Origin of the sequence: Sphingomonas carotinifaciens (assembly GCF_009789535.1) — a bacterium.
Classification (GTDB): domain Bacteria; phylum Pseudomonadota; class Alphaproteobacteria; order Sphingomonadales; family Sphingomonadaceae; genus Sphingomonas; species Sphingomonas carotinifaciens.
On the sequence record NZ_WSUT01000005.1, the window covers coordinates 2026922 to 2051848 of the forward strand.

Consider the following 24927-nt stretch of genomic DNA (forward strand, 5'->3'; position numbering starts at 1 on the left):
CCCTCCCGCCGCGCGGCGGGAGGGGGCGCTGCCCGCTTATTCGGGGATGGTGCCCTCGTCGGCGATGCCGGCTTCGAACGAGTCCGACGAGTCGGTGCCGTCCGCCTGATGCGCGTGCTTCGCCGGGGTGCTGCCGCGCAGCGACAGCAGCGCCGCCGCGGCGGCACCGGCCGTCGCGATCCCGCCGACGATGGTGGCGATCCCCCATTTCCCGCCGACCTTGTCGATGCCGGTGCGCTTGGTCTGGGCAGGCTTCTTGGCCGGCGCGGCCGCGGGGCGCGGCGTGCTGCGCTTGGACGAGCGCGGCTTGGGCGGGACCTTGGTCTTTTTCTCCGCCTTGTCCGGCTTGTCGAGCTTGTCCGCCTTGGCGGTGCGCGAACGCTTGGGCGCGGTCGCGCTCGACTTGGAGGGCGAGCGGCGACGCGGCGGCGATTTGGGTGCCGGGGGTTTCGGCGTATCGGGGGTGTCGGCCATGGCAAGCTCCGAACGATTTGATTCGGTGCCGTAACGCCCGACGCCCCCGCCGGTTGCTTAGCGGAAGGGCGGCTCGTTGAACGCGCGCAGCTTGCGGCTGTGCAGCTTGGCCCCCTCCAGCCGCAACTGCTCGCACGCCTCGATGCCGATGCGCATATGCTCGTTGATCGCGCGCTCGTAGAAGCGGTTGGCCTGGCCGGGCAGCTTCAACTCGCCGTGCAGCGGCTTGTCGGAGACGCACAGCAGCGTGCCGTAGGGAACGCGGAAGCGATAGCCTTGCGCCGCGATCGTCGCCGACTCCATGTCGATGCCGACCGCGCGCGACAGCGAGAAACGCAGCGCCGACTTGGAGTAACGCAGTTCCCAGTTGCGGTCGTCGGTGGTGACGATCGTCCCGGTCCTCAGCCGCCGCTTCAACTCGTCCCCCGACTGCCCCGACACAATCTCCGCCGCCTTCGCCATCGCCACCTGCACCTCCGCGATCGCCGGCACGGGGATTTCCGGGGGGAGGACGTCGTCGAGAACGTGATCGTCGCGCAGATAGGCGTGGGCAAGGACATAGTCGCCGATGCGCTGGCTGGGGCGCAGTCCGCCGCAGTGGCCGATCATCAGCCACGCCTCGGGCCGCATCACCGCCAAATGGTCGCAGATCGTCTTGGCGTTCGACGGCCCTACGCCGATATTGACCAGGGTGATACCGGTGCCGTCCTCTGCCATCAGGTGATAGGCGGGCATCTGGTGACGGCGCCACGCGCTGTCGGTCACCAGCTTGTCAACATCCTCCGGGCTCTCGATGACGATGCCGCCCGCGCCCGACAGCGCGGTGAAGCGGCTGCCCTCGCCGAGTTGCGATGCGCCCCAGCGGACGAACTCATCGACATAGCGGTGATAGTTGGTGAACAGCACGAAGCGCTGCGTGTGCTCGGCCGGCGTGCCCATATAGTGCCGCAACCGCGCGAGGCTGAAATCGGTGCGCAGCGCGTCGAACAGCGCGAGCGGGCGGGTGCCGTCGATGCTCAGCCACAAACCGTCGGCGATCTCGTCGCCGATAAAGGCCAGTTCGGTGGCCGGGAAATAACGGGCAAGCTCGGCCGCGGATACCTGGTCGAGGCTGAGCGCGTGGCCGGGGTCGAGGACGTAAGGGAAGGGAATTTCCTGCCGGCCCGGCACCGCCTCCACCGTTACGTCATAATCCTCGATCAGCAGCGTCAGTTGTTCAACAAGGTAATCGGCGAACAGGCCGGGCTTGGTGACGCTGATCCGGTAGTCGCCCGGCGAGACAAGGCGGCCGAACGAGCGCATCGGCGTCGGGCGGACATCGTCGCCGCGAAACGACAGGCGGATTTCCGGATAGGCGAAGCAGCCCTCGGCGCGGGCTGCGGCGTCGGGAACCGTGCCGCCGTCCAGATAGGCGGTCAACGCCGCCTTCAGCCGGTCGACGGAGGCGGTGTAGAGGCGGTCCAGTTCGGCGACAACGGTTTCAGCTTGGGTCATGCCCGACGAGCTAGGACCAATGCGGCCACGAGGCAAGGCGGGGCGGGCCGAACGCCCGGATGAGAAGGGGAGGGCACAGCAGGCCCTCCCCGGATCGGTACGGTATCAGCGCCTTACTGGGCGGACTTGTACGTCTTCTCGTCCTCGCTGTCGCCTTCGCGCAGCTTGGTCGCGCCGATCGCGGCACCCGCCACGGCGGCGGCGACACCCGCGGCGATCCCGGCCGCGGCATAGGGGTGGTCCTTGGCCGCCTGCACGGTGGCGCTGGATGCCGAGGATACCTTCTCACCGGCCGTCTTGGCGGCGTCCTGCGCCTTTTCGGTCAGCGACTTCTTCTGCTCGGCGTCGGTCTCAGTCCTGGTGGTCATGGTTCTGACTCCCTCGATACGGTCCGGCAACGAAAACGCTCCGGCGGGGCAGACCGTTCCGCGTGCGGTCCGACCCGCTCGCCCAGGGTGCCGTATGGATCAGAGGACCGACAGCAGATGCTCGGCCGAGCTCACCTTGAACTCGCCGGGCTGCTCGACGAACAGATGCTCGACCACGCCGTCGTTCACCAGCATGGTGTAGCGCCGGCTGCGCGTGCCCATGCCGAACTTCGATCCATCCATCGTCAGGCCGATCGCGCGGGCGAAATCGCCATTGCCGTCGGCCAGCATCGTCACCCCGTCCGCGCCGCTCGCCTTGCTCCAGGCGCGCAGCACGAAGGCGTCGTTCACCGCGGTGCAGGCGACCTCGTCCACGCCGCGCGCCTTCAGCGCCTCTGCTTGCGCGACGAAGCCGGGCAGATGCTGCGCCGAACAGGTGGGGGTAAATGCACCCGGCACCGCGAACAGCGCCACGCGGCGGCCGGCGAAATAGCTGGCGGCATCCACCTGGTCGGGCCCGTCGCTCGTCACCTTGACGAGCGTGGCGGAGGGCAGGCGTTCGCCGATGGTGATCGTCATCATGGTCTCCCGGCCGCGACGCGGAGGTGCGTGCGGCCCTTGCGCGGTCATGCGTTCGATCCGACCTTGATTTCAAGCGTGGCGAGCGCGCGACAGGCTGCCTATGTTGGCCGTCGTGAACGATGCGACCTTTCTGTCCGGCCAGTTCCTTCTGGCCATGCCCGGCATGGGCGACCCCCGGTTCGAGCGCGCGGTGATCGCGATGTGCGGCCATGACGAACATGGTGCGCTGGGCATCGGCCTGGGCGCGACGATCGAGGGGCTGACCCTCCACGACCTGCTTGATCAGTTCCAGATCGCGCATGGCGCCGCACCCGATGCTCCCGTCCATTTCGGAGGGCCGGTGGAGCCGCGCCGCGGCTTTGTCGTCCATTCGCTGGAATGGCGCGGCCAGGACACGATCAACGTGGCCGATCGCTGGGCGCTGTCGGGCACCGTCGACGTGCTGCGGGCGATCGCGGAAGGCACGGGGCCGGAACGCTGGGTGGTGGCGCTGGGCTATGCCGGCTGGGAGGGCGGGCAACTGGATGGCGAGCTGGCCCGGCCGGGCTGGTTCAACGTCGCGGGCGACACCACGCTGTTGTTCGATACCCCGGCCGAGGAGCGGTGGACGCACGCCTTTGCCGCTGCCGGCGTCGATCCGCGCCTGCTGGTGATCGGCGGCGGGACCGCCTGACGGAAGTGCGGATCGACATATAAAGATATCTTTATGTTTGATCGATGGGGGCATAGCGCGTAGAGGCGGGGGCATTCACACACCCAGGAGATTTGCTCGTGGCCACTGCGCTCGCTGCCGAGACCACCGATTACGTCATCAAGGATATCGGCCTTGCCGATTTCGGCCGCGCCGAGATCAAGATCGCTGAAACCGAAATGCCCGGCCTGATGGCGCTGCGCGACGAGTTCGGTGCGTCGCAGCCGCTGAAGGGCGCGCGCATCACCGGGTCGCTGCACATGACGATCCAGACCGCGGTGCTGATCGAAACGCTGGTGGCGCTGGGCGCGGACGTGCGCTGGGCGACCTGCAACATCTATTCGACGCAGGACCATGCCGCCGCCGCCATCGCGGCCGCCGGCATCCCCGTGTTCGCCGTGAAGGGCGAAACGCTGGCCGAATATTGGGACTATGTCGGCGACATCTTCAACTGGGGCGCCGGTACCGACGGCACCACCGCCAACATCATCCTGGACGATGGCGGCGACGCGACCATGTTCGCGCTGTGGGGCGCCAAGCTGGAGGCCGGTGCGACCTTCGGCGAGCCGGAGAATGAAGAGGAAGTCGAGTTCCAGCGTTCGGTCAAGGCGTTCATCGCCAAATATCCGGGCTATCTGACCGAGACGGTGAAGAACCTGAAGGGCGTGTCGGAAGAGACGACCACGGGCGTCCACCGCCTGTACGAGATCGCCAAGAAGGGCGAGCTGCCCTTCCCGGCGATCAACGTCAATGACTCGGTGACCAAGTCGAAGTTCGACAATCTGTACGGTTGCAAGGAATCGCTGGTCGACGCGATCCGCCGCGCCACCGACGTGATGTTGGCCGGCAAGGTCGCCGCGGTCGCCGGCTTCGGTGACGTGGGCAAGGGCTCGGCCCAGTCGCTCCGCAACGGCGGCGCGCGCGTGCTCGTTACCGAGATCGATCCGATCTGCGCCCTGCAGGCGGCGATGGAAGGCTTCGAGGTCGTCACGATGGACGAGGCGGTGAAGCGTGCCGACATCTTCGTGACCGCGACCGGCAATGCCGACGTGATCACCGCCGATCACATGAAGGCGATGAAGCCGATGTCGATCGTCTGCAACATCGGCCACTTTGACTCGGAGATCCAGATCGCCGCCCTGTCCAACTACAAGTGGACCGAGGTGAAGCCGGGCACCGACCTGGTCGAATTCTCGGATGGCAAGCAGATCATCGTGCTGGCCAAGGGCCGCCTGGTGAACCTGGGCTGCGCGACGGGCCATCCGTCGTTCGTGATGTCGGCCTCGTTCACCAACCAGACGCTCGCCCAAATCGAGCTCTGGACCAAGTCCGAGAACTACAAGAACGAAGTGTACGTCCTGCCCAAGCACCTCGACGAAAAGGTCGCGGCACTGCACCTGGAGAAGCTCGGCGTGCAGCTGTCCAAGCTGACCGAGAAGCAGGCCAGCTATATCGGCGTGCCGGTCGAGGGCCCGTTCAAGCCGGACCATTACCGCTACTGATCGGTTCCGCCTCGGCGGAACGGAAGCCGCGCTCGCCACATCGGCGGGCGCGGCTTTTTCGTGTCGACGCATGATCATGTCCGGCCCGTCGACCGCGGCGCTGCAAAAATTGCGGTGTGATGTTGCACCGAGGCAACACTTGGAGAAATTTACAGTCAACTAGTGCAGGATCATTGCCCTTTGTTTCTGGCAGGTGTCTGACGCCCGACCTCGGTAATGCCGAGTAGTCAAAGGGTTATGACATGAACTGCGTATCCGTTCGGAGGTTGCGCCTGGCGCTCACCGCTTCCACCATTGCACTCGTCCTTGGGGGCACAGCCGGCGCCGCGGCGGCGCAGACCGCAACGCCGGTCGGTGAGCAGTCGCCATCGGCGGACCAGAACCAGATCGGCGCGCCGCAGACCGAAGTCGCGCCGCCGGCGCTGGAGGACACCGGCAGCGAGATCGTCGTGACGGGCTCGCGCATTTCGCGCCCGACGCTGAACTCGCCGATCCCGGTGACCAGCCTGTCGGTCGCGGACCTGACGCGCACCGGTGCGGTCTCGGTCGGCGACGTGCTGAACGACCTGCCGTCGTTGCGCTCCACCTACAGCCAGGCGAACTCCACGCAGTTCATCGGCACCTCGGGCCTCAACCTGCTCGACCTTCGCGGCCTGGGCGTCACCCGCACGCTGGTGCTGGTCAACGGCCGCCGTCACGTGACCTCGTCCGAGGGTGACTTCCTGGTCGACACCAACACCATTCCGACCGACCTGCTCGACCGCGTCGACGTGGTCACCGGCGGCAGCTCGGCCGTCTATGGCTCCGACGCGATGGCCGGCGTCGTCAACTTCGTGCTGAAGCGCGATTTCGACGGCGTCTCGCTCAATGCCCAGGGCGGCACCAGCGACAAGGGCGACCGCGGCACCTATCGCCTGTCCGGCACCTTCGGCAAGAATTTCGCGGAAGGGCGCGGCAACATCGCGCTGGCGCTGGAATATAACAAGCAGGACCTGCTGACCTATACCGACCGCCCCGACCTGACCGGCGCGTTCAGCGGTCGTCGCCAGTTCCAGCTGGTCGACAGCCCGGCGGCGGACAACACCACGCCGAACCGCACCTTCCTGACGGATGTCCGCAGCTTCGGCTACGACAATGGCGGCAACTTCATCGCCTATAACGGCAGCAACATCCTGTCCTGCGGATCGGGCGTGACCGCGGGCTGCCTGCCCACCGGCGTGCCGCGCGTCTTCGGCTTCAACACCGACGGATCGCTGCGCGAATATAATTACGGCACCGATTTCCGCCCGATCGGCTCGGGCAACAACAACGGCGGCGACGGCGCCGTGCTGAACGATCGCGGCACGCTGAACCCGGCGCTGACCCGCTATGTCGCCAATCTGATCGGTCACTACGACGTGTCGGATGCGTTCAAGCCGTTCTTCGAGGCGAAGTTCGTCCGCGTCGAAAGCTTCAACCAGGGCACGCCGACCTTTGCGCAGGGTGGCGAGCAGGGCACGGTCGCCGATGTCGATGCCGCTGGCAATCCGATCCGCCGCCCCGCCAGCAACGCCTTTACCCGCCAGTCGATCGGCATCCCGATCTCGCTGGACAATCCCTATCTGCAACCGGCCGCCGCCGCGACGATCCGCTCGCTGCTGCCCGCAGGCGCGGACTTCTTCCGCCTGAACCGCAACAACAACGACTTCGGCACGCGCGACGAGTTCGATCGCCGTGACACCTACCGCATCGTGGTCGGCGCCGAGGGTACGTTCAACGGCGACTGGAAGTACGACTTCGCGGTCAATTACGGCGAGTTCCGCAGCCGCTCGACCTTCTACAACAACCGCCTCAACCAGAATTTCTACAATGCGGTCGATGCGGTCCGCAACGCGGCGGGGCAGATCGTCTGCCGGATCAACCAGACGAGCGTCACCGACCTCAACTGCGTGCCGATCAACGTGCTGGGCAACGGTTCGCCGACGCAGGAAGCGCTGAACTACATCAACACCACGTCCGAGCGGCGCGGCAAGGCGACGCAGTTCGACATCAACGCCAACGTGGTCGGCGACAGCTCGCAATTGTTCGAGCTGCCCGGCGGCCCGGTGCGCTTTGCGCTCGGCGGCGAATATCGTCGCGAGACGGCCAGCTATGCCTATGACGAGCTGGTCAGCAGCGGCGCGACCTTCCTGAACGCCATCCCCGCCTTCAATCCCCCCTCATTCGAGGTGAAGGAAGCATATGGCGAGCTGGAGCTGCCGCTGCTGCGCAATCTGCCCTTTGCCGAGGAGCTGACCGCGACCGGCGCGGTGCGCGTGGCGGACTACAAGGGCGCGACGGGCACGGTATGGGCCTATAATCTGGGCGGCCTCTATGCGCCGATCCGCGACATCAAGTTCCGCGTGAACTATTCGAAGGCGGTGCGTGCGCCGACGCTGGGCGACCTTTATTCCTCCGCGACGCAGAATTTCGCGCAGGTCGACGACCCTTGCGATGCCAACTTCATCGGCCAGGGTCGCGCCAATCGCGCGGCGAATTGTGCGGCGGCGGGCCTGCCGGCCGGCTTCATCAACAGCGGCGCGCGCGCGGGCAGCACCGAAATCCTGTCGGGCGGCAACCCGAACCTGGGTGCGGAAACCTCGCGGAGCTGGACCTATGGCGTAATCGTGCAGCCGTCCTTCCTGCCGGGTCTGGCGATCACCGCGGACTATTACGACATCAAGATCGGCAACGTCATCGCCTCGGTGGAGGCGCAGACGATCCTGGATGCGTGCTATGACGCGGCCTCGCTGGACAACCAGTTCTGCGGCCTGATCAACCCGCGCCAGGCCAATGGCGAATTCGCGCAGCCGGCCTTGTTGCAGAGCACGGTCAACTTCGCCCAGCTGCGCGCCAAGGGGCTGGACCTCGATGTCGCGTATAACCACCGCTTCGGTGCCGACGATCGCCTGGCGCTGCGTGCGGTGGGCACCTGGGTGCGCAACCGGACGGATTATCCCTACCTCGACAATCCGCAGCAACCCGAGCGGATCAAGGGCGAGTTGGGCGATCCGATCTGGAACGTGAACGTCTCGGCCGACTATACCCACAAGAACTGGACGCTCGGCTACCAGGTCCGCTACATCGGACGCCAGTCGATCACTGACTGGGAGGCCCAGCACGACACCAACGGCGTGCCGGCCCTCGACCCCTATTATGCCGATGTCGTCTACTATCCGCGCGTCTTCTACCACGCCATCCGCGCCTCCGTGGACGTCAACGACCGCTTTCGCTTCTACGGCGGCGTCGACAACCTCACCGACAAGAAGCCCCCCTACGGGCTGCTCGGCAACGGTAACGACGCCATCTTCGACAATATCGGCCGCTTCATGTACGTCGGCGTGTCGGTGAAGATGTAACTCCGCACCTCCTTCGATGGGCGGACGAGAGAGCCGGTCGGACCATGCGTCCGGCCGGCTCTTCTTTTCGGGTCGCACTGCGCATCGGCTTTCGCTGGCGGCGTTTATCGGTTTACATGCCGGCCGCCATGACTCGCCTCCGCCCTTCACGCCGCGCATGATCGTTCTCGACACGGTCCAGGCGTTGGCATTGGGGGCGGTCATCTGCCTCCTGCTGCTGGGATCGGCGGCGATGATCTATTTCGGCACCGCCGCCCGGACGACCGCACGGCGGCGGGCGGGCGAGATGGCGCATGCCGCGGCGCTGCTCCGTTCCGCGCCCGCGCTGCCCATGCTGGTGCGTGCCGACGGCCGGGTGGAGATGAGCGCACGGCTCGCCGACTGGCTGGGCTTTTCGGAGGTGCCGCGTTTCCTGGCCGAGCTGGTCGGCGAGGGGGTCGGACTATCGGCGCAGGACGGTGCGTTGCTCACCGCCGATGTCGGCGCGGCACAGCGTGGGGGACGCAGCTTCACCCGCGCGCTGCGTCCGCAGGGCTCGGGCCGGTCGCTGGTGCTGAAGGGTGCCCGTGCACCGCTGGAACTGGGCGCGAACGGCAGCGTCGTTGTCTGGGCGTTTGATGGCACGGAGAGCGAGGCGGAGATCGCGCGGCTGGGCGGAGAGGCGGCGCGGCTGGGGGGCGCGTTCGAGGCGCTGACCGGGCTGATCGAGGCGGCGCCGCTGCCGATGTGGTACCGCGAGGCGGATCTGCGCCTGACCATGGTCAACAGTGCTTATGTCGATGCGGTCGAAGGGCGCGATGCCGCCGATGTCGTGTCGCGCGGCCTGGAGCTGGTGGAAGGATCGGGGCGGGGCGGCCCGCTTGCCGGGGCTGCGGCCGCGCGCGACAAGGGGCGGCCGCACGAGCAGATCCTGCCCGCCACGATCGACGGCGCCCGCCGCTCGCTGCGCATCTACGACGTGCCGCTGCCCACCGGCGGGATCGCGGGCTTTGCGATCGATATCGAGGATCTTGAACAGTCGCGCGCCGGCGCCAAGCGCTTTGCCGAGGCGCAGCGCGCCATGCTGGATCGCCTGTCGGCCGCCGTGGCGCAGTTCGGACCAGACCGCGGTCTCGTCTTCTGTAACCAGCCGTTTCGGCGCATGTTCGCGATGCGCAGCGAATGGCTGGCCGACCGGCCCGAATTCGACCGGGTGCTGGAGCGGATGCGCGAGGCCAAGCGCCTGCCCGAAGTGCGCGACTTTCCCGGCTGGCGCACCGAGCGTCACGAATGGTTCCGTCAGACCGAGGGCGCGATCGAGGAACATTGGCACCTGTCGGGCGGCATCCACCTGCGCGTCGTGGCGCAGGCGCTGCCCGATGGCGGCCTGTTGCTGATCTTCGAGGATCGCACCGAGCAGGTGCAGCTCGCCTCCGCCCGCGACACGTTGCTGCGCGTACGCTCCGCCACCTTCGACAATCTGTTCGAGGCGCTGGGCGTGTTCGCCGCCGATGGCCGGTTGCAGTTGTGGAACAACCGCTTCCGCAGCCTGTGGGATGTCGAGGAAGAGTTTCTGGCGGCGCATCCGCGGGTCGACGCGCTGGCCGCCAAGATCGCGAACAAGCTGATGACGCCGAACCGCGCCGAACTCATGCCGGAACTGGTCCGCTCCGCCACCCAGGACCGGCAGCAGCGCGGTGGGCGCGTCGCCTTCGCCGATGGCCGGCATTTCGAGTTCGCCGGCGTGCCGCTGCCCGATGGCAACGCATTGTTCACCATGCTGGACATCACCGACAGCCGCCGCGCCGAACAGGCGCTGCGCGACCGGGCGGATGCGCTGGAAGCGGCGGACAAGGTGAAGACCGCCTTTGTCGCGAACATGAGCTACGAGTTGCGCACGCCCCTGACCTCGATCAGCGGCTTCGCGGAAATGCTCCACGGCGGCTATGCCGGCGCACTGCCCGATCAGGCCAAGGGTTATGTGGAGGCGATCCTGGAGTCGACCGAGCGGTTGGGCCTGCTGGTCGACGACGTGCTCGACCTGACGGTGGCGGCGGATGGCGCTGCGCGGTTCGAGGATGTCGATCTGGGGCAGGTGGTGCGCGCGGCGGCGGATACGCTGCGGTCGGCCGCGAACCGGCGCCGGCTCGACTTCGCGGTGGAGGTGGCGCGCTCGGTGGGGCGGATCAGTGGCGATCGCAGACGGCTGAAGGAAGCGGTGGAGCACCTGTTGCGGCATGCGATCGAGCATACGCCGGAGGGCGGTCGCGTGCTGCTGCACGCGGACGGCGATGCGGCGCGGGCGCGGATCATCGTGTCCGACGACGGACCCGGCATGGAGGCCGAGGCGGTCGCCCATGCGTTTGACCGGTTCGCCGAGCCTGCGATCAAGGCGACCGGCGGGCGCGCGCTGGGGCTGGGCCTGCCGCTCGCCAAGCAATTCGTCGAGACGCATGGCGGCACCGTGTCGCTGGTATCCGAACTGGGCGCGGGCACGCTGGCGACGGTGGAGCTGCCGCGCCGTCAGGGATGACTTGGCAGCGTCGTCGCTCTATCCCGGCGTGATGCTGATCCTTCCCGACGCAGCCGCCACCGAGGCGTTCGGCCGTGCGCTGGCCACCCGTGTACGCCCCGGCGACATGATCACGCTGGAAGGGCCGCTTGGCGCCGGCAAGACGAGCATCGCGCGCGGCCTGCTCGCCGCACTCGGGCTGGCGGGCGAGGCGCCGTCGCCCAGCTTCGCGATCGTGCAGCCCTATGCCCCGCCCGAGGTCGATTTCCCCGTTCTGCATGTCGATCTGTATCGGCTCGACGCCGCGGACCAGTTGGAGGAACTGGGGCTGGAGGAAGCGCGCTGGGATTCGCTGTTGGTCGTGGAATGGCCCGATCGGGCGGGGCCCGACGCATGGCCCGATGCTCTCGCTTTATCGCTGGAGATGACGCCGGATGGCGGTCGCCGCTTGACAGCGAAGGTGCCGGAGGCATGGGAGCAGCGATGGCCGATATGACCCCGCCCGCCGATGCGCCCGCCTTTCTCGCGACCTGTGGCTGGGAGGGTGCGGCAATCGCGCCGCTCGCCGGCGACGCATCGTTCCGCCGCTATTTCCGGGTGACCGACGGCACGCGCAGCGCGGTGCTGATGGATGCGCCGCCACCGCATGAGGACCCGCGGCCGTTCCTGTCGGTCGCACGCTGGTTGACCGCCAAGGGCTTTGCCGCGCCGGCGATCCTGGGGCTGGACGAGGCGCGCGGGCTGGTCTTGCTCGAAGATTTCGGCGATGCCCGGATGCGCGAAGCGATCGAGGCGGATCCGGATGCGACCACGCCGCTCTATGCGGCGGCGGTCGACCTGCTGGTCGCCCTGCGCGCGCATGCACCGGAAGGATTGGCGCCGTACGACGCGGCGGTCCTGCACCGCGAGGTGGACCTGTTCACCCAGTGGTATGCGCCCGCCGTCGGGCGGCAAGTCGATACCGCCGGCTACCGCGCGGCATGGGATGCCGTGTTTGCGCACGTCCTGACCGACAAGCCGGTCGCCGTGCTGCGCGACTATCATGTCGAGAACCTGATGCTGGTCGACCCTCAGCGGTCGCTGGGGCTGCTCGACTTTCAGGACGCGCTGGCCGGGCACGCCGCCTACGACCTCGTCTCGCTGTTGCAGGATGCACGCCGCGACGTGGAGCCGTCGATCGAGGAGGCGATGCTGGCCCGCTATCTGGCCGCGACGGGCGAGGGGGATGGCTTTCTGAACGCCTATCATGTGCTGGGCGCGCAGCGGAACGCGAAGATCCTCGGCATCTTCACCCGCCTTTGGCAGCGCGACGGCAAGGCGCGCTACACCGCCTTGTGCCCGCGCGTCTGGGCCTATCTGGAGCGCGACCTGTCGCAGCCGGTACTGGCGCCCGTTGCCGCATGGTTCGCGGACAATATCCCGCCCGAATTGCGCGGCGATCCCGGAGTGCTGGCGGCATGAGCCGGCCGCGTGCCTTGCGCCCGCTGCCCGGCGGCACCGTTCCCACGACCGCGATGGTGATGGCGGCGGGGCTGGGCAAGCGGATGCGCCCGCTGACCGCCACCCGTCCCAAACCGCTGATCGAGGTCGCGGGCAAGCCGCTGATCGATCACGTCTTCGACAGGCTGCGTGCCGCCGGCATCGGCCGCGCGGTGGTCAACGTCCATTATCTGGCGGACACGCTGGAGGCGCATCTGGCGGATCGCTATCCGGACATGGAGATCGTCATCTCCGACGAGCGTGGGCGCTTGATGGAAACCGGCGGCGGGCTGGTACAGGCGCGCGGCCTGCTCGGTGACGGACCCGTGCTGGTCGTCAACAGCGACAATCTGTGGCTCGACGGGCCGATCGATGCGATCCGGCTGCTTGCCTCGCGCTGGGACGATGCGGCGATGGATGCGCTGCTGCTGATGGTGCCGCTGGCGCGGGCGCATAACCATGGCGGGCAGGGGGATTTCCACCTTGCCGCCGATGGCCGCATCACCCGGCGGCGGCGGGCGGGCACGGTCGCCCCCTTCTGTTATACCGGTATCCAGATGCTGCATCCGCGGCTGATCGCCGACTGGCCGGAAGGGCCGTTCTCCACCAACCTGTTCTGGGACCGCGCCATGGCGGCCGGCCGCGCTTACGGTCAGGTGCACCAAGGCCTGTGGTTCGATGTCGGCACGCCCGGCGCGATCCGCCGTACGGAAATGCTGCTCGCCGATGGCTGAGCTTCGGGGGCCGCGACTTTACACCATTCCGGCGCATCGCGGTTTTGCCGATGCGCTCGTCGCCGGGCTGAAGCGGCGGGCGGGGGATGATCCGCTGGCGCTGGCGCAAGGGGCGATCCTGCTGCCGAACAACCGGGCGGTGCGCGCGGTGACGGATGCGTTCGTGCGGGCGAGCGGCGCGGGTCTGATCCTGCCGCGCATGGTCGCGCTGGGTGACCCGGAGGCGGGCGAGACCGCCGGCGCCGCGCTCGACCCGGCGGATGCCGCCGCACCGCCGCCGCCCGCCATCGCACCCTATGCCCGCCGCATGATCCTGGCCCGACTGGTCGCGGAGGAACGCGCGCACGCCGGCCAGCCGATCAACGCGGCGGAGGCGGTGCGCCTTGCCGGCGATCTCGCCCGCACGCTGGACCAGTTGCTGGTCGAACAGGTGCCGCCGACGGCGCTGCGCGACATCGATCTGGGCGACCTGAACGCCCATTGGCAGCGCGCACTGGCGACGTTCAACGTGGTGCTGGATCGCTGGCCCGCCGAGCTGGCGCGTGCCGGCATGATCGATGCGGCCGACCGCCGCACCCGGCTGCTCGACCGGCTGACCGAACGCTGGACCGCCACGCCGCCCACGGGCTTCGTCTGTGCGGCCGGCATCACCGATACCGCGCCCGCCGTCGCGCGTCTGCTCCGCTGCGTGTCGGAGATGCCGCGCGGGTCGGTGGTGTTCGCCGGGCTCGATCTGGCGATGCCGATCGAGGAATGGGACGCGCTGGGCCCGCACCAGGCCGATCCCGTCACCGGGCGCCGTCGCCGATCGATCGAGACGCATCCGCAATTCGTTCCCAAGCTGATGCTGGACCGCATGGGCGTCGGCCGGGGCGAGGTGAAGACGTGGCGCGGCGGCACCGAATATGATGCCGGCGCCGCGCGCGGACGCGCCATCGCCAACGCGCTGGCGCCTGCCGACTTCACGGGCAAATGGACCGACCTGCCCGCCGAGGACCGGCGCCTGCGCGGCGTGTCCTCGATCGACCTCGCCACTCCGGCCGAGGAAGCGCAGGCGATTGCGCTCGCCCTGCGCGGCGTGCTGGAAACGCCGGGCAGTACCGCAGCGCTCGTCACCCCCGATCGCGCGCTGGCCCGCCGCGTCGCGGTGCATTGCCGCCGCTGGGGGATCGAGATCGACGATTCGGCCGGCCGCCCGCTTTCCATCCTGCCGCCGGGCACCTTTCTGCTCGCGCTGGTCGAGGCGGCATCGCAGCATTTCAACCCGCTGGCGCTGCTTGCCCTGCTCAAGCACCCGCTGGTCCGGCAGAGCGAGCGCATCGCCTGGCTGGACGGGGTGCGCGCGCTCGACCGGGCGCTGCGTGGACCGCGCCCCGCACCGGGGCTGGACGGCATCGCTGCGCATCTGAAGAAGGGCACCGCCGCCGAATTCTGGGCCCAAGCCTGCCCCGCGCTGGAACCGGTGGGGCGGACCTTTGGCGATGGTCCGCAGAGCCTGCACGGGCTGGTCGCCTGTTTGCGCGAATGTGCGCAGTCGCTGTGCGGCGACGTGTTGTGGGAAGGACCGGCCGGGCGTGCCGCCGCCGAGTTCCTGAGCGCGCTGGAGGCCGAGGCGCATGCAGGGCCGCCGCGCGTCAGCCCGCAGGATGTGCCCGCGCTGCTCCGCACCCTGCTCGACGAGGTCGCGGTGCGCCCGCAGCGGGGGAGCAATCACCCGCGGCTCGCCATCTACGGCCTGATCGAAGCGCGGTTGCAGACCGCCGACCTGATGATCGCCGGCGGGTTGAACGAGGGCGTCTGGCCCGGCCGCCCCGCGCCCGATCCGTGGCTGGCGCCGCGCATCCGCGCCGAGCTGGGCCTGCAGGGGCTGGAGCGGCGCATCGGCATTGCCGCGCATGACCTGGCCGAGGCGATGGGGGCGCCCGCCGCGCTGCTGACGCGCAGCCGCCGCGACGCCAGCTCGCCGACGCTCGCCTCGCGCTTCTGGCTGCGGCTTCAGGCGATGGCGGGCGAGCGGTTCGAGCGCGATCTGGCGCTGGAGGACTGGACGCGCGTGCTGGATCAGCCGGCGGACCATGTGCCCGCCGAGCGCCCGGCGCCAATGCCGCCCGCCGCGTTGCGCCCGCGTGCCATTTCGGTCACCGAGGTCGACCGGTTGAAGGCGGACCCGTTCGCCTTCTACGCGCGCCGCGTGCTGCGGCTGATGCCGCTGGAGCCGGTGGATGCGGACCCCAGTGCTGCGTGGCGGGGGACCGCGGTGCACGACATCCTGGAGGCGTGGTGGAAGGAGGACCGCTGTGCGCCCGATGCGCTGCGCGGGCGCGCCGCCGCGATGATGAAGGACCAGCGCGTCCACCCGATGATGCGCGCGCTGTGGTGGCCGCGGCTGGAGGAGGCGATCGACTGGATCGCGCGCACCGTCGCCGAACAGGCCGCCGCCGGGCGATCGGTGCTGAGTGCCGAGGGGCAGGGGCAGGTCGTCCATGCCGGCGTCACCCTGTCAGGCCGCTACGACCGGATCGACCGGCTGGCCGATGGCGGGGTGGCGATCATCGATTACAAGACGGGCAAGCCCCCCTCCACCGCGGCGGTGCGCGACGGGTACAGCCTGCAACTGGGGCTGCTCGGCCTGATCGCCGAGCGCGGCGGGTTCGATGGCGTGCGGGGCAAGGCGGGGGCGTTCGAATATTGGTCGATGGGCCGGGGTCGCGAGGGCCTGGGCTATATCGCCACGCCGGTCGACCCGGACGGCAAGCGCGAGCGTATTCCCACCAACGATTTCGTCGGTATCGCCGCCAGCAACTTCGCCGATGCCGCCGCGGCATGGCTGACCGGCACCGCGCCGTTCACGGCCAAGCTGGTGCCCGAATATGCCCCTTATGCCGAATATGACCAACTGATGCGCCGGGACGAATGGTATGGCCGGGACCGGTAACGTGATGGCGCAGCTGCCCCGGTTGAAGGGCGCACAGGCCGACGCCAGCAATCCGGAGGCGCATGTCTGGCTGTCGGCGTCGGCGGGGACCGGCAAGACGCAGGTGCTGGCCGCGCGCGTGTTTCGCCTGTTGCTGCGCGGCGTTTCGCCCGATGCGATCCTGTGCCTGACCTTTACAAAGGCGGGCGCCGCGGAAATGGCGCAGCGGATCAACGGCCGCCTCGCCGCCTGGGTGCGCATGCCCGATACCGAACTGGGCGCCGACCTGATCGCGCTGGGCGAGCGGGTGACGCCCGAGCTGCGCGCGCATGCCCGCACGCTGTTCGCCCGCGTGCTGGATGCGCCGGGCGGAGGGCTGCGCATCCAGACCATCCATGGCTTCTGCCAGGGCCTGCTCGCCGCCTTCCCGGTCGAGGCGGGGCTGACCCCCGGTTTCCGTCCGCTGGAGGCGCGCGAGGAGGCGGGGCTGGCGCGCGAGGCGCTGGCGATGATGCTGGAGCGCGCCGAGACGGAGGGGCGCGAGGGGCCGATCGCGACGGTCGGCCGATTGTCGCTGCGGCTGGGCGAGGGCGGGGCGGAGGCGTTCCTCGCCGCCTGTGCCCGCGCGCCGGGGGCGCTGGAGGCCCTGCCGACCGGTATCCAGCCATGGCTGCGCCGCGCGCTGGACCTGCCCGGGGGCGATATCGGCGAGGCGATCGCGGAAGGCTGCGACTGTCTGGACCGTGACGCGATCGCGCGGATTGCGGGGGCGAACCGCGCCTGGGGCACTGCGACCGGCCAGAAGGTGGTCGCGACGATCGAGGCGTGGATGGACGCGTCCCCGGCGAACCAGGCAGCGACGCTCGCCGAGTTGATGGGCACCGTCTTCACCGCCAAGGGCGAGCCGCGCAAGGCATCCAGGAAGCTGACCGATGCCGAGCCCGATTACGAAGAGATCGCACTGGAACTGGGCAGCGAATGCCGTCGGTTGCTCGGCCTTGCGGCCCGCGCGCGCTATGCCGACCTGCTCGCCGATGCGCTGACCGTCGGGCGCGATTATGCCCGCGCCTATGTCGAGGCGAAGCGGCAGGTGGGGGCGGTCGATTTCGACGATCTGATCCGTACCACCGTCGGCCTGCTGGAACAGCCGGGCATCGGCGACTGGGTGCGCTACAAGCTGGATCAGGTGACCGAGCATGTCCTGATCGACGAGGCGCAGGACACGAACCTGAACCAGTGGCGCATCGTCCGGGCGCTGTCCGACGAGTTCTTCGTCGGCCGCGGCGTTTATGCGCCGTCGGTGCGCACCCTGTTCACGGTGGGCGACTACAAGCAGGCGATCTTCGGCTTTCAGGGAACCGACCCGATCAACTTTGCCGCGGCCGAGCGGCATTTCAGCGGCAAGGCATCGCTGGTCGCAGGGGACGAGAGCCTGCCCGACGACGAGCGCGGCCTGCCGTTCAACCAATTGTCGCTGACCCACAGCTTCCGCACCACGCGCCCCGTGCTGGAATTCGTCGATGCCGCGATCGATGCGGTCGGCGATGCCGGGCTGGGCGTCATGGCCGCGATCGAGGAACATGCCAGCGAGGTGCCCGGCCCCGGCCGCGTCACGCTGTGGCCGCCGGTCAATGCGGGCGGCAGCGAGGAGGACGAGGAAGGCTGGATCGACGATGCGGTGCGCAAGGTCGCCACCGATGTCGCGCGTGCCGTCCGCCGCTGGCTGGACGCCGGCGTGATGCTGGAAAGCAAGGGCCGTCCGCTGGAGCCGCAGGACGTGATGATCCTGGTGAAGCGGCGCGGCGACCTCGCCTCGCTGATCGTCGCGCGGCTTTATGCGGAAGGGGTGCCGGTCGCCGGCGTCGATCGCCTTCGCCTGAATGCGCCGCTGGCGGTGCAGGACCTGCTCGCCGCGATCCGCTTCGTGCTGCAACCCGATGACGACCTGTCGCTGGCGTCGCTGCTCGTCTCGCCGCTGGTCGGCTGGACGCAGGACCAGTTGATGGCGGCCGCACCGCGCGATCATGGCAGCCTGTGGGCGCATCTCGTGCGCACCCAGACCCCGAATGCGCTGGGGCCCCTTCGCGGCATGCTGGCCCGCGCCGACATCGCCACGCCCTATCAGTTCCTCGAAGAATTGCTGTCCGGGCCGCTGGACGGGCGGCGCAAGCTGATCCGGCGGCTGGGCACCGAGGCACGCGATCCGATCGAGGAACTGCTGAACGCCGCGCTGACCTTCGAGAGTACGACCACGCCGTCGCTGCAACGCTTCCTCGACTGGTTCGACCGGGGCGATGTTGAGATCGTGCGCGACCCTTCCGCCCCGCTCGACGCGGTGCGGGTGATGACGGCGCATGGGTCCAAGGGGTTGCAGGCGCCGCTCGTCATCCTTGCCGATGCCGCGATCGACCCGACCGCTTCTCCACGATCGATCCTGCGCTGGGCGCCCGAGCCCGGCGAGCAGCCCATTCCCGTATTTTCGCCGCGCGGGGACGAGCGGGGCGGCCCGCTGGACGTGGTGGCCGACGAACTGGCGGCACGCGAACTGGCCGAGCATTGGCGGCTTTTCTACGTCGCGGCGACGCGGGCGGAGGAACAGCTCGTCATTGCCGGTGCGCTCGGCAAGCGCGCTGCGGGCGAGCCGCCGCGCGACAGCTGGTACGCCGCCTGTGCGCGCGCGCTGACCGCGCTGGGTGTGCCGGAAGGGGAGGGCGAGCGCGTCTTCACCGGCCGCGAACCGCAGCCGCCGGTGCCGCCGCGCGCACGGGGCGGGGTGACGGCGCCGATGGCGCGGGTCGCACTGCCCGATTGGGCGCATGCGCCGGCACCCGTCGAGTCGCGCCCGCCGCGCCCGCTGGCGCCGTCCGCGCTGGGCGAGGACCGCGTCGCCGATCCGCCACCGACGCCCGCGATGCGCGCCGCGGCGGAGCGTGGGCGGCTGATCCACTGCCTGCTGGAGCGCCTGCCGGCGGTTGCCCCGGTACAGCGCGCGGGCGCCGCCGACCGCTGGCTCGCCACGGCCGGTCATGTCGAGGATGCCGCGCAGCGGGCGGCGCTGTCCGCCACGGTGCGCGCGATCCTGGATGATCCGGCACACGCGGCGCTGTTCGGCCCCAATTCGCTGGCCGAGGCGCCGATCGCCGCGACCCTGCCGAGCGGGCATGTCATCTCCGGGCAGGTCGACCGCTTGCTGGTGGAGGCGGACCGTGTGTCGCTGGTCGATTACAAGACCGGCCGCCGTGCCCCGGCGATGCTGGAGGAGGTGCCGGATTACCATCTGCAACAGATGGGCGCCTATGCCGCGGCGTTGCGCGTCATCTTTCCGGGACGCGCGATCGAGGTCGCCTTGCTCTATACCGCAGGGCCGCGAATGATCGTGATCCCACCGGCCGTGCTGGAGGCGAACAAGCCGCGCTTTGTGGCGGCGGAGCAAAGCTAGCGGTTGAGCGGTTGAGGGCCTGACCCTAGATCGGCCACATCCAAGGAGATTACGACATGGCAACCAAGCAGATCACCGACGCCAGCTTCGACGCGGACGTGCTGAATTCCGACAAGCCGGTGCTGGTGGATTTCTGGGCGGAATGGTGCGGTCCGTGCAAGATGATCGGCCCGTCGCTGGAGGAACTGTCCGAAGAGCTGGGCGAGCAGGTGACGATCGCCAAGCTGAACATTGACGACAATCCCGACGCGCCCGGCCGCTACGGCGTGCGCGGCATTCCGACGATGATCCTGTTCAAGGCCGGCACCCCCGCCGCGACCAAGGTCGGCGCCGAGCCCAAGGGCCGGATCAAGGCCTGGCTGGAAGGCGCGCTCTGATCGGCCACGCCCTCTCCCCCGGCGGGAGAGGGCCGTTTCGTCAGCTTCGATAGTCGGCGTTGATGCTGATGTAACCATGGGTCAGGTCGCACGTCCAAACCGTGGCCTCGCCCTCGCCGATCCCCAGATCGACGCCGATCTCGACCTCCTGGCCCTTCAGATGCGCCGTCACGGGCGCTTCGTCATAGCCCTCGACCGCCAGGCCGTCGCGCGCGACCAGCGTGTTGCCGAAGCGGATCGACAGTCGGTCGCGCTCCGCCGGCTCGCCCGCCTTGCCGACCGCCATCACGACCCGTCCCCAATTCGCATCCTCGCCCGCCACCGCGGTCTTCACCAGCGGCGAATTGGCGATCGACATCGCGATACGGTGCGCGGACCGGTCGCTATCGGCGCCCGTCACCTGAACCTCGATCAGCTTGGTCGCGCCCTCGCCGTCGCGCACCACCAGCACCGCCAGCTGGTGGCACAGATCGGCCAGCGCAGCGCGGAACGCGTCCGCCCCGTCGCTGTCGTCGTCGACCAGGGGCGCATTGCCCGCCGCGCCGGTGGCAAAGGCCAGCACCGTGTCGCTGGTCGAGGTATCGCCGTCCACCGTGATGCACGAGAAGCTTTGCGCATTGGCGCCCGTCATCGCGCGTTGCAGGAACGCCGGATCGACCGCCGCGTCGGTGAAGATGAAGCCCAGCATCGTCGCCATGTCGGGCGCGATCATCCCCGAACCCTTGATGATCCCGGCCAGCGTCACGGTGCGCCCGTCCACTACCGCCGTCGTCACCGCGCCCTTGGCGAAGGTATCGGTGGTCATGATCGTCGCGGCGGCATCCTCCCACCCGCACGGCTCGGCGGCGAAAGCGGCGTCGAGCCCGGCCTCGGCCTTGTCGATTGGCAACGGCACGCCGATCACCCCGGTCGATGCGACGAACACGTCGGACGGCACGCACCCGATCGCCGACGCCGTACGCGCCGCGATCGCCTCCACTGCCGCCCGTCCACGATGCCCGGTGAACGCGTTGGAGTTCCCCGCATTCACCACCAGCGCGCGCGCCTGCCCCAGCACCAGCGCCTGCCGGCACCATTCCACCTCCGGCGACGGGCACCGGCTGTTGGTCAGCACCCCCGCGACGCTCGTTCCCTCCGCCAGGGTCACGAACGTCAGGTCGCACCGATCCCACGCCTTGTACCGCGCCCGCGCGACGCGCAGGCCGACCCCCGCAATGGCGGGCATGGCGGGGAAGGGGCGGGCGAGGGGGGACGCGTTCATGGCGCCTACATACGCCGTGCCGCGCAGCGGGCAAGACGGGGGGATACTTGACGTGTCTCGCAGGATGAAGTGCATTGGAGCGGGGGACACGTAGATGAGGTCGAGCGAGTTACCTGGCGCGGCCGGTTCGCGACTTACCGGCTCGGGACGTGGACTGATGATCGGCGTGCTGGCGCTGATCGCGGTGTTGGCGCTGCTGTTGCTGGCGATCGGCATCGTCACGGCCGGCACCGCATTCCGATATCTGCGGGCGCCGGTTCCTACCCGCCTGCCGCGCGACCTGCCTGTGCCTGCGCAGCCGCCCCGACCGTTGAATGATGTCGCGACCTGGTTCGGGCCGGACGATTATCCTGCGCAGGCGATCCGCAGGAACGAGGAGGGGCGCGTGCGCGTCGCGCTGCTCATCAATGCAGACGGCCGGCCATCTGCGTGCGAGGTGATGGAGAGCAGCCATCACCGGCTTCTCGACCGCGCGACGTGCCGAGCCGCGGTGCGCCATGCGCGCTACGCACCCGCTCGGGACAGGAGTGGCGCTGCTATTCCTGCCAGGGTCGATCTAAGTGCCGTACGGTGGCGTTTGCCGTCAGAGTAGGTGGACGGCGTTCCTCCACTGTCTTAAGACCGTGGCCGATGAACCTGCTTCTGCTCCTGTCGGCCCTGCTGTCTGCGCTTACCGGCGCGGTCGGGGTGACGCGCGGGACGGGGGTGCAGCAGGTCGTCGCCGGGCAGGCTGCTGTGGCGCAGGTGCAGGCTGCACGCGCGCCGGCAGTGAGCAGTCGACCCGCGCAATTTCTGCCCCGCCTGTTCGATGTTCGGCACCTGGCGATCTTCGTTGCGCCCATGCCGCGCGCGATCGTCCCACCCTATGCAGGCCGCCGGCGCGAATAACGTCTTGGCGCCGGCCGCGGCCGGACCCATCTCTCCATCACGACTCTCGCGTGGCGCGCCCCTATGCGGCTGCGCCCGCATCCTTCAGATAACAGGAAATGCCCATGTTCGGCGGCCTCGCCAAGTCCTTCTTCGGTTCGTCCAACGACCGATATGTCAAGTCGCTCAACCCGATCCTGGCCAAGATTGCCGGCTTCGAACCCGCGCTGCAGGCGATGTCGGACGCCGAGCTTGCCGGCCAGACGGTGAAGTTCCGCGAGCAGCTGGCGAACGGCGCCACGCTCGACAGCCTGCTGCCCGAGGCGTTCGCGACGGTGCGCGAGGCGGCCAAGCGCGTGCTCGGCCAACGGCATTACGATGTGCAGATGATCGGTGGCATCGTGCTTCACCGCGGCGAGATCGCCGAAATGCGCACCGGTGAGGGCAAGACGCTGGTCGCGACCCTCGCCACCTACCTCAATGCCCTGCCCGGCAAGGGCGTGCATGTCGTCACCGTCAACGACTATCTGGCGAATCGCGACGGCCGCTGGATGGCGCGCGTCTATGGCTTCCTGGGGCTCACCACCGGCGTGATCATCCCGAACCTGACCGACGAGCAGCGGCGCGACGCCTATGCCGCGGACATCACCTACGGCACGAACAACGAGTTCGGGTTCGACTATCTGCGCGACAACATGAAGTATGAGCGCACCGGCATGGTGCAGCGCGCGTTCAACTTCGCGATTGTGGACGAGGTCGACTCCATTCTGATCGACGAGGCGCGTACCCCGCTGATCATCTCGGGTCCGACCGACGACAAGTCCGAGCTGTACATCAGTGTCGACGCGATCGTGAGGCAGCTGGAGCCAGCCGATTACGAGAAGGACGAGAAGCAGCGCTCGATCATCCTGACCGAGGAGGGCACCGAGCGGGCCGAGCGGCTGCTGGAGAATGCCGGGCTGCTGCAGGGCGCGAACCTGTACGATTTCGAGAACACGCAGGTGGTCCACCACCTGAACCAGGCGCTGCGTGCGAACATGATGTTCAAGCGCGACACCGACTACATCGTCAAGGACGGCAAGGTCGTCATCATCGACGAGTTCACCGGCCGCATGATGGACGGACGCCGCTGGTCGGAAGGCCTGCACCAGGCGGTGGAGGCCAAGGAGGGCGTCAATATCGAGCCCGAGAACCAGACCATGGCCTCGATCACCTTCCAGAATTATTTCCGCATGTATCCCAAGATCGGCGGCATGACCGGCACCGCGGCCACCGAGGCGGCCGAATTCTACGACATCTACAAACTGAACGTCGTCACCATCCCGACCAACCTGCCGATTTCCCGCGTCGACGAGGAAGACGAGTTCTACAAGAACACGCAGGACAAGTTCCGGGCGATCGCGCGCAAGATCGGGGAGCATGCGGCCAAGGGGCAGCCGGTGCTGGTCGGCACCGTGTCGATCGAGAAGTCGGAGCTGCTGTCGGAATTCCTGATGCAGGAGGGGGTGCAGCACAAGGTGCTGAACGCGCGCTATCACGAGATGGAGGCGCATATCGTGGCGCAGGCCGGCCGGCTGGGCGCGGTGACGATCGCGACCAACATGGCGGGCCGCGGCACCGACATCCAGCTCGGCGGCAACCTGGAATTCCGCATGTCGGACGAGCATGCCGACTTCATCGAGGGCACGCCCGAATATGAGGCGATCGCCGAGCGCGTTCGCGCCGAGATCGCAGCGGAGAAGAAGGCGGTGCTGGCGGCCGGCGGCCTGTTCGTGCTGGGCACCGAACGCCACGAAAGCCGCCGCATCGACAACCAGTTGCGCGGCCGTTCCGGTCGTCAGGGCGACCCCGGCCTGTCGCGATTCTATCTCAGCCTGGACGACGATCTGCTCCGCATCTTCGGACCCGATACGCTGTTCGCCAAGATGATGCGCTCCAACATCGAGGATGGCGAGGCGATCGGCAGCAAGTGGCTGACCAAGGCGATCGAGACCGCGCAGAAAAAGGTGGAGGCGCGCAACTACGACGTGCGCAAGCAGGTCGTCGAATATGACGACGTGATGAACGACCAGCGCAAGGTCATCTACGAACAGCGCGCCGACATCATGGATGCCGAGACGGTGGGCGAGATGGTCGCCGACATGCGCACCGAAACGGTGAACACGATCGTCGGCGGTGCCTGCCCGCCCAATTCCTATCCCGAGCAATGGGATGTGGCGGGGATGAAGACGCAGTTGAAGGAACTGCTCAACATCGAGCCGCCGATCGACGACTGGCTGACCAAAGAGGCGATCGATCCGGAGATCGTGCTGGAGCGGGTGACGGCAGAGGCCGATGCGATGGTGGAGGCAAAGTCCAAGGAGCTGGAGCCCGACACCTGGGTGCAGGTCGAAAAGTCGATCCTGCTCCAGAACCTGGACCATCACTGGAAGGAGCACCTGGCGACGCTCGATGCGCTGCGCCAGGTGGTGCACCTGCGCGCCTATGCGCAGAAGACGCCGATCAACGAGTATAAGCAGGAGGCGTTCTCGCTGTTCCAGCGCATGCTGGACGTGATCCGCGAGGACGTGACGCGCACCATCGCGCACGCGCAGTTCCAGTTCCAGGCGCCGCCGGAATTGCCCGAACTGCCCGACTTCATCACGTCGCATTTCGACCCGTTCACCGGCGAGGACGATACGCGCGATATCGACGCCGGCACGCTGGGCCTGATCCAGACGCAGTTACCGCCGCTCCAGTCGCCGCAGCCCGAGCCGCAGACGTTCGGCGACGATCCGGCGGAATGGGAAGGCCGCGTCAACCGCAACGCGCCATGCCCGTGCGGATCGGGGCGCAAATACAAGCACTGCCACGGTGCGGTGACCGCCTGATACGAAA

The 24927-nt window shown here is 68.4% G+C and carries 18 protein-coding genes; 13 read left to right on the plus strand and 5 right to left on the minus strand.

Annotated features, from left to right (window positions below; translation table 11 throughout):
* Nucleotides 1–36 precede the first annotated feature (36 nt).
* The 4 genes from GQR91_RS11660 to GQR91_RS11675 all read right to left on the minus strand — a co-directional run bounded on the left by GQR91_RS11660 (nucleotide 37) and on the right by GQR91_RS11675 (nucleotide 2915).
* A complete protein-coding gene (locus tag GQR91_RS11660) occupies nucleotides 37–474 on the minus strand; it encodes a hypothetical protein (RefSeq protein ID WP_112382441.1) in 438 nt (145 codons plus the stop codon).
* A 57-nt stretch (nucleotides 475–531) separates the two neighbouring features.
* Nucleotides 532–1968, minus strand: coding sequence for an AMP nucleosidase (locus GQR91_RS11665; protein ID WP_112382440.1), 1437 nt, complete (start codon nucleotides 1966–1968; stop codon nucleotides 532–534).
* A 113-nt stretch (nucleotides 1969–2081) separates the two neighbouring features.
* Entirely contained in the window at nucleotides 2082–2336 is a 255-nt protein-coding gene (locus GQR91_RS11670) for a hypothetical protein (RefSeq protein WP_149681631.1), read from the minus strand.
* Between the two features lie 99 nt (nucleotides 2337–2435).
* Nucleotides 2436–2915: a peroxiredoxin gene (locus tag GQR91_RS11675; protein ID WP_149681982.1), complete on the minus strand. Its 480-nt coding sequence runs from the start codon at nucleotides 2913–2915 to the stop codon at nucleotides 2436–2438.
* Nucleotides 2916–3018: 103 nt separating this feature from the next.
* Here GQR91_RS11675 and GQR91_RS11680 point away from each other — a divergent pair, with 103 nt between their 5' ends.
* The 10 genes from GQR91_RS11680 (at nucleotide 3019) to trxA (ending at nucleotide 19922) form a co-directional block, all read left to right on the plus strand.
* Nucleotides 3019–3591, plus strand: coding sequence for a YqgE/AlgH family protein (locus GQR91_RS11680; protein WP_112382438.1), 573 nt, complete (start codon nucleotides 3019–3021; stop codon nucleotides 3589–3591).
* A 98-nt stretch (nucleotides 3592–3689) separates the two neighbouring features.
* Nucleotides 3690–5111, plus strand: coding sequence for an adenosylhomocysteinase (gene ahcY / locus GQR91_RS11685; protein WP_149681630.1), 1422 nt, complete (start codon nucleotides 3690–3692; stop codon nucleotides 5109–5111).
* A 242-nt stretch (nucleotides 5112–5353) separates the two neighbouring features.
* Nucleotides 5354–8488 (plus strand): TonB-dependent receptor domain-containing protein, encoded by a 3135-nt coding sequence (locus GQR91_RS11690; RefSeq protein ID WP_149681629.1) that lies wholly within the window; start codon nucleotides 5354–5356, stop codon nucleotides 8486–8488.
* Between the two features lie 157 nt (nucleotides 8489–8645).
* Entirely contained in the window at nucleotides 8646–11000 is a 2355-nt protein-coding gene (locus tag GQR91_RS11695) for a sensor histidine kinase (RefSeq protein WP_149681628.1), read from the plus strand.
* Nucleotides 11001–11031: 31 nt separating this feature from the next.
* Nucleotides 11032–11475, plus strand: coding sequence for a tRNA (adenosine(37)-N6)-threonylcarbamoyltransferase complex ATPase subunit type 1 TsaE (gene tsaE, locus GQR91_RS11700; RefSeq protein ID WP_149681981.1), 444 nt, complete (start codon nucleotides 11032–11034; stop codon nucleotides 11473–11475).
* Nucleotides 11472–12440 (plus strand): aminoglycoside phosphotransferase family protein, encoded by a 969-nt coding sequence (locus GQR91_RS11705; protein ID WP_174236613.1) that lies wholly within the window; start codon nucleotides 11472–11474, stop codon nucleotides 12438–12440. Before tsaE ends, GQR91_RS11705 begins: the two co-directional genes overlap by 4 nt.
* On the plus strand, nucleotides 12437–13192 hold the full coding sequence (locus GQR91_RS11710) for a nucleotidyltransferase family protein (protein ID WP_149681626.1): 756 nt from the start codon (nucleotides 12437–12439) through the stop codon (nucleotides 13190–13192). Before GQR91_RS11705 ends, GQR91_RS11710 begins: the two co-directional genes overlap by 4 nt.
* Complete coding sequence (locus GQR91_RS11715) at nucleotides 13185–16127, plus strand: PD-(D/E)XK nuclease family protein (protein WP_149681625.1); 2943 nt, start codon at nucleotides 13185–13187, stop codon at nucleotides 16125–16127. Before GQR91_RS11710 ends, GQR91_RS11715 begins: the two co-directional genes overlap by 8 nt.
* Nucleotides 16111–19545 carry a double-strand break repair helicase AddA gene (addA, locus tag GQR91_RS11720; protein ID WP_149681624.1) on the plus strand — a complete coding sequence of 1145 codons (3435 nt, stop codon included), beginning with the start codon at nucleotides 16111–16113 and terminating at the stop codon, nucleotides 19543–19545. The genes GQR91_RS11715 and addA overlap by 17 nt, the downstream gene beginning before the upstream one ends.
* 56 nt (nucleotides 19546–19601) lie before the next feature.
* Nucleotides 19602–19922 carry a thioredoxin gene (gene trxA / locus GQR91_RS11725; RefSeq protein WP_112382432.1) on the plus strand — a complete coding sequence of 107 codons (321 nt, stop codon included), beginning with the start codon at nucleotides 19602–19604 and terminating at the stop codon, nucleotides 19920–19922.
* Between the two features lie 40 nt (nucleotides 19923–19962).
* Here trxA and argJ read toward each other — a convergent pair whose 3' ends face one another.
* Nucleotides 19963–21183: a bifunctional glutamate N-acetyltransferase/amino-acid acetyltransferase ArgJ gene (argJ, locus tag GQR91_RS11730; protein ID WP_149681623.1), complete on the minus strand. Its 1221-nt coding sequence runs from the start codon at nucleotides 21181–21183 to the stop codon at nucleotides 19963–19965.
* A 157-nt stretch (nucleotides 21184–21340) separates the two neighbouring features.
* Here argJ and GQR91_RS11735 point away from each other — a divergent pair, with 157 nt between their 5' ends.
* The 3 genes from GQR91_RS11735 (at nucleotide 21341) to secA (ending at nucleotide 24920) form a co-directional block, all read left to right on the plus strand.
* Nucleotides 21341–21775: an energy transducer TonB gene (locus GQR91_RS11735; RefSeq protein WP_160146744.1), complete on the plus strand. Its 435-nt coding sequence runs from the start codon at nucleotides 21341–21343 to the stop codon at nucleotides 21773–21775.
* Nucleotides 21776–21813: 38 nt separating this feature from the next.
* Nucleotides 21814–22071 carry a hypothetical protein gene (locus GQR91_RS11740; RefSeq protein ID WP_149681621.1) on the plus strand — a complete coding sequence of 86 codons (258 nt, stop codon included), beginning with the start codon at nucleotides 21814–21816 and terminating at the stop codon, nucleotides 22069–22071.
* 104 nt (nucleotides 22072–22175) lie between these two features.
* Nucleotides 22176–24920 (plus strand): preprotein translocase subunit SecA, encoded by a 2745-nt coding sequence (gene secA / locus GQR91_RS11745; RefSeq protein ID WP_149681620.1) that lies wholly within the window; start codon nucleotides 22176–22178, stop codon nucleotides 24918–24920.
* The last annotated feature ends 7 nt before the right edge of the window (nucleotides 24921–24927 follow it).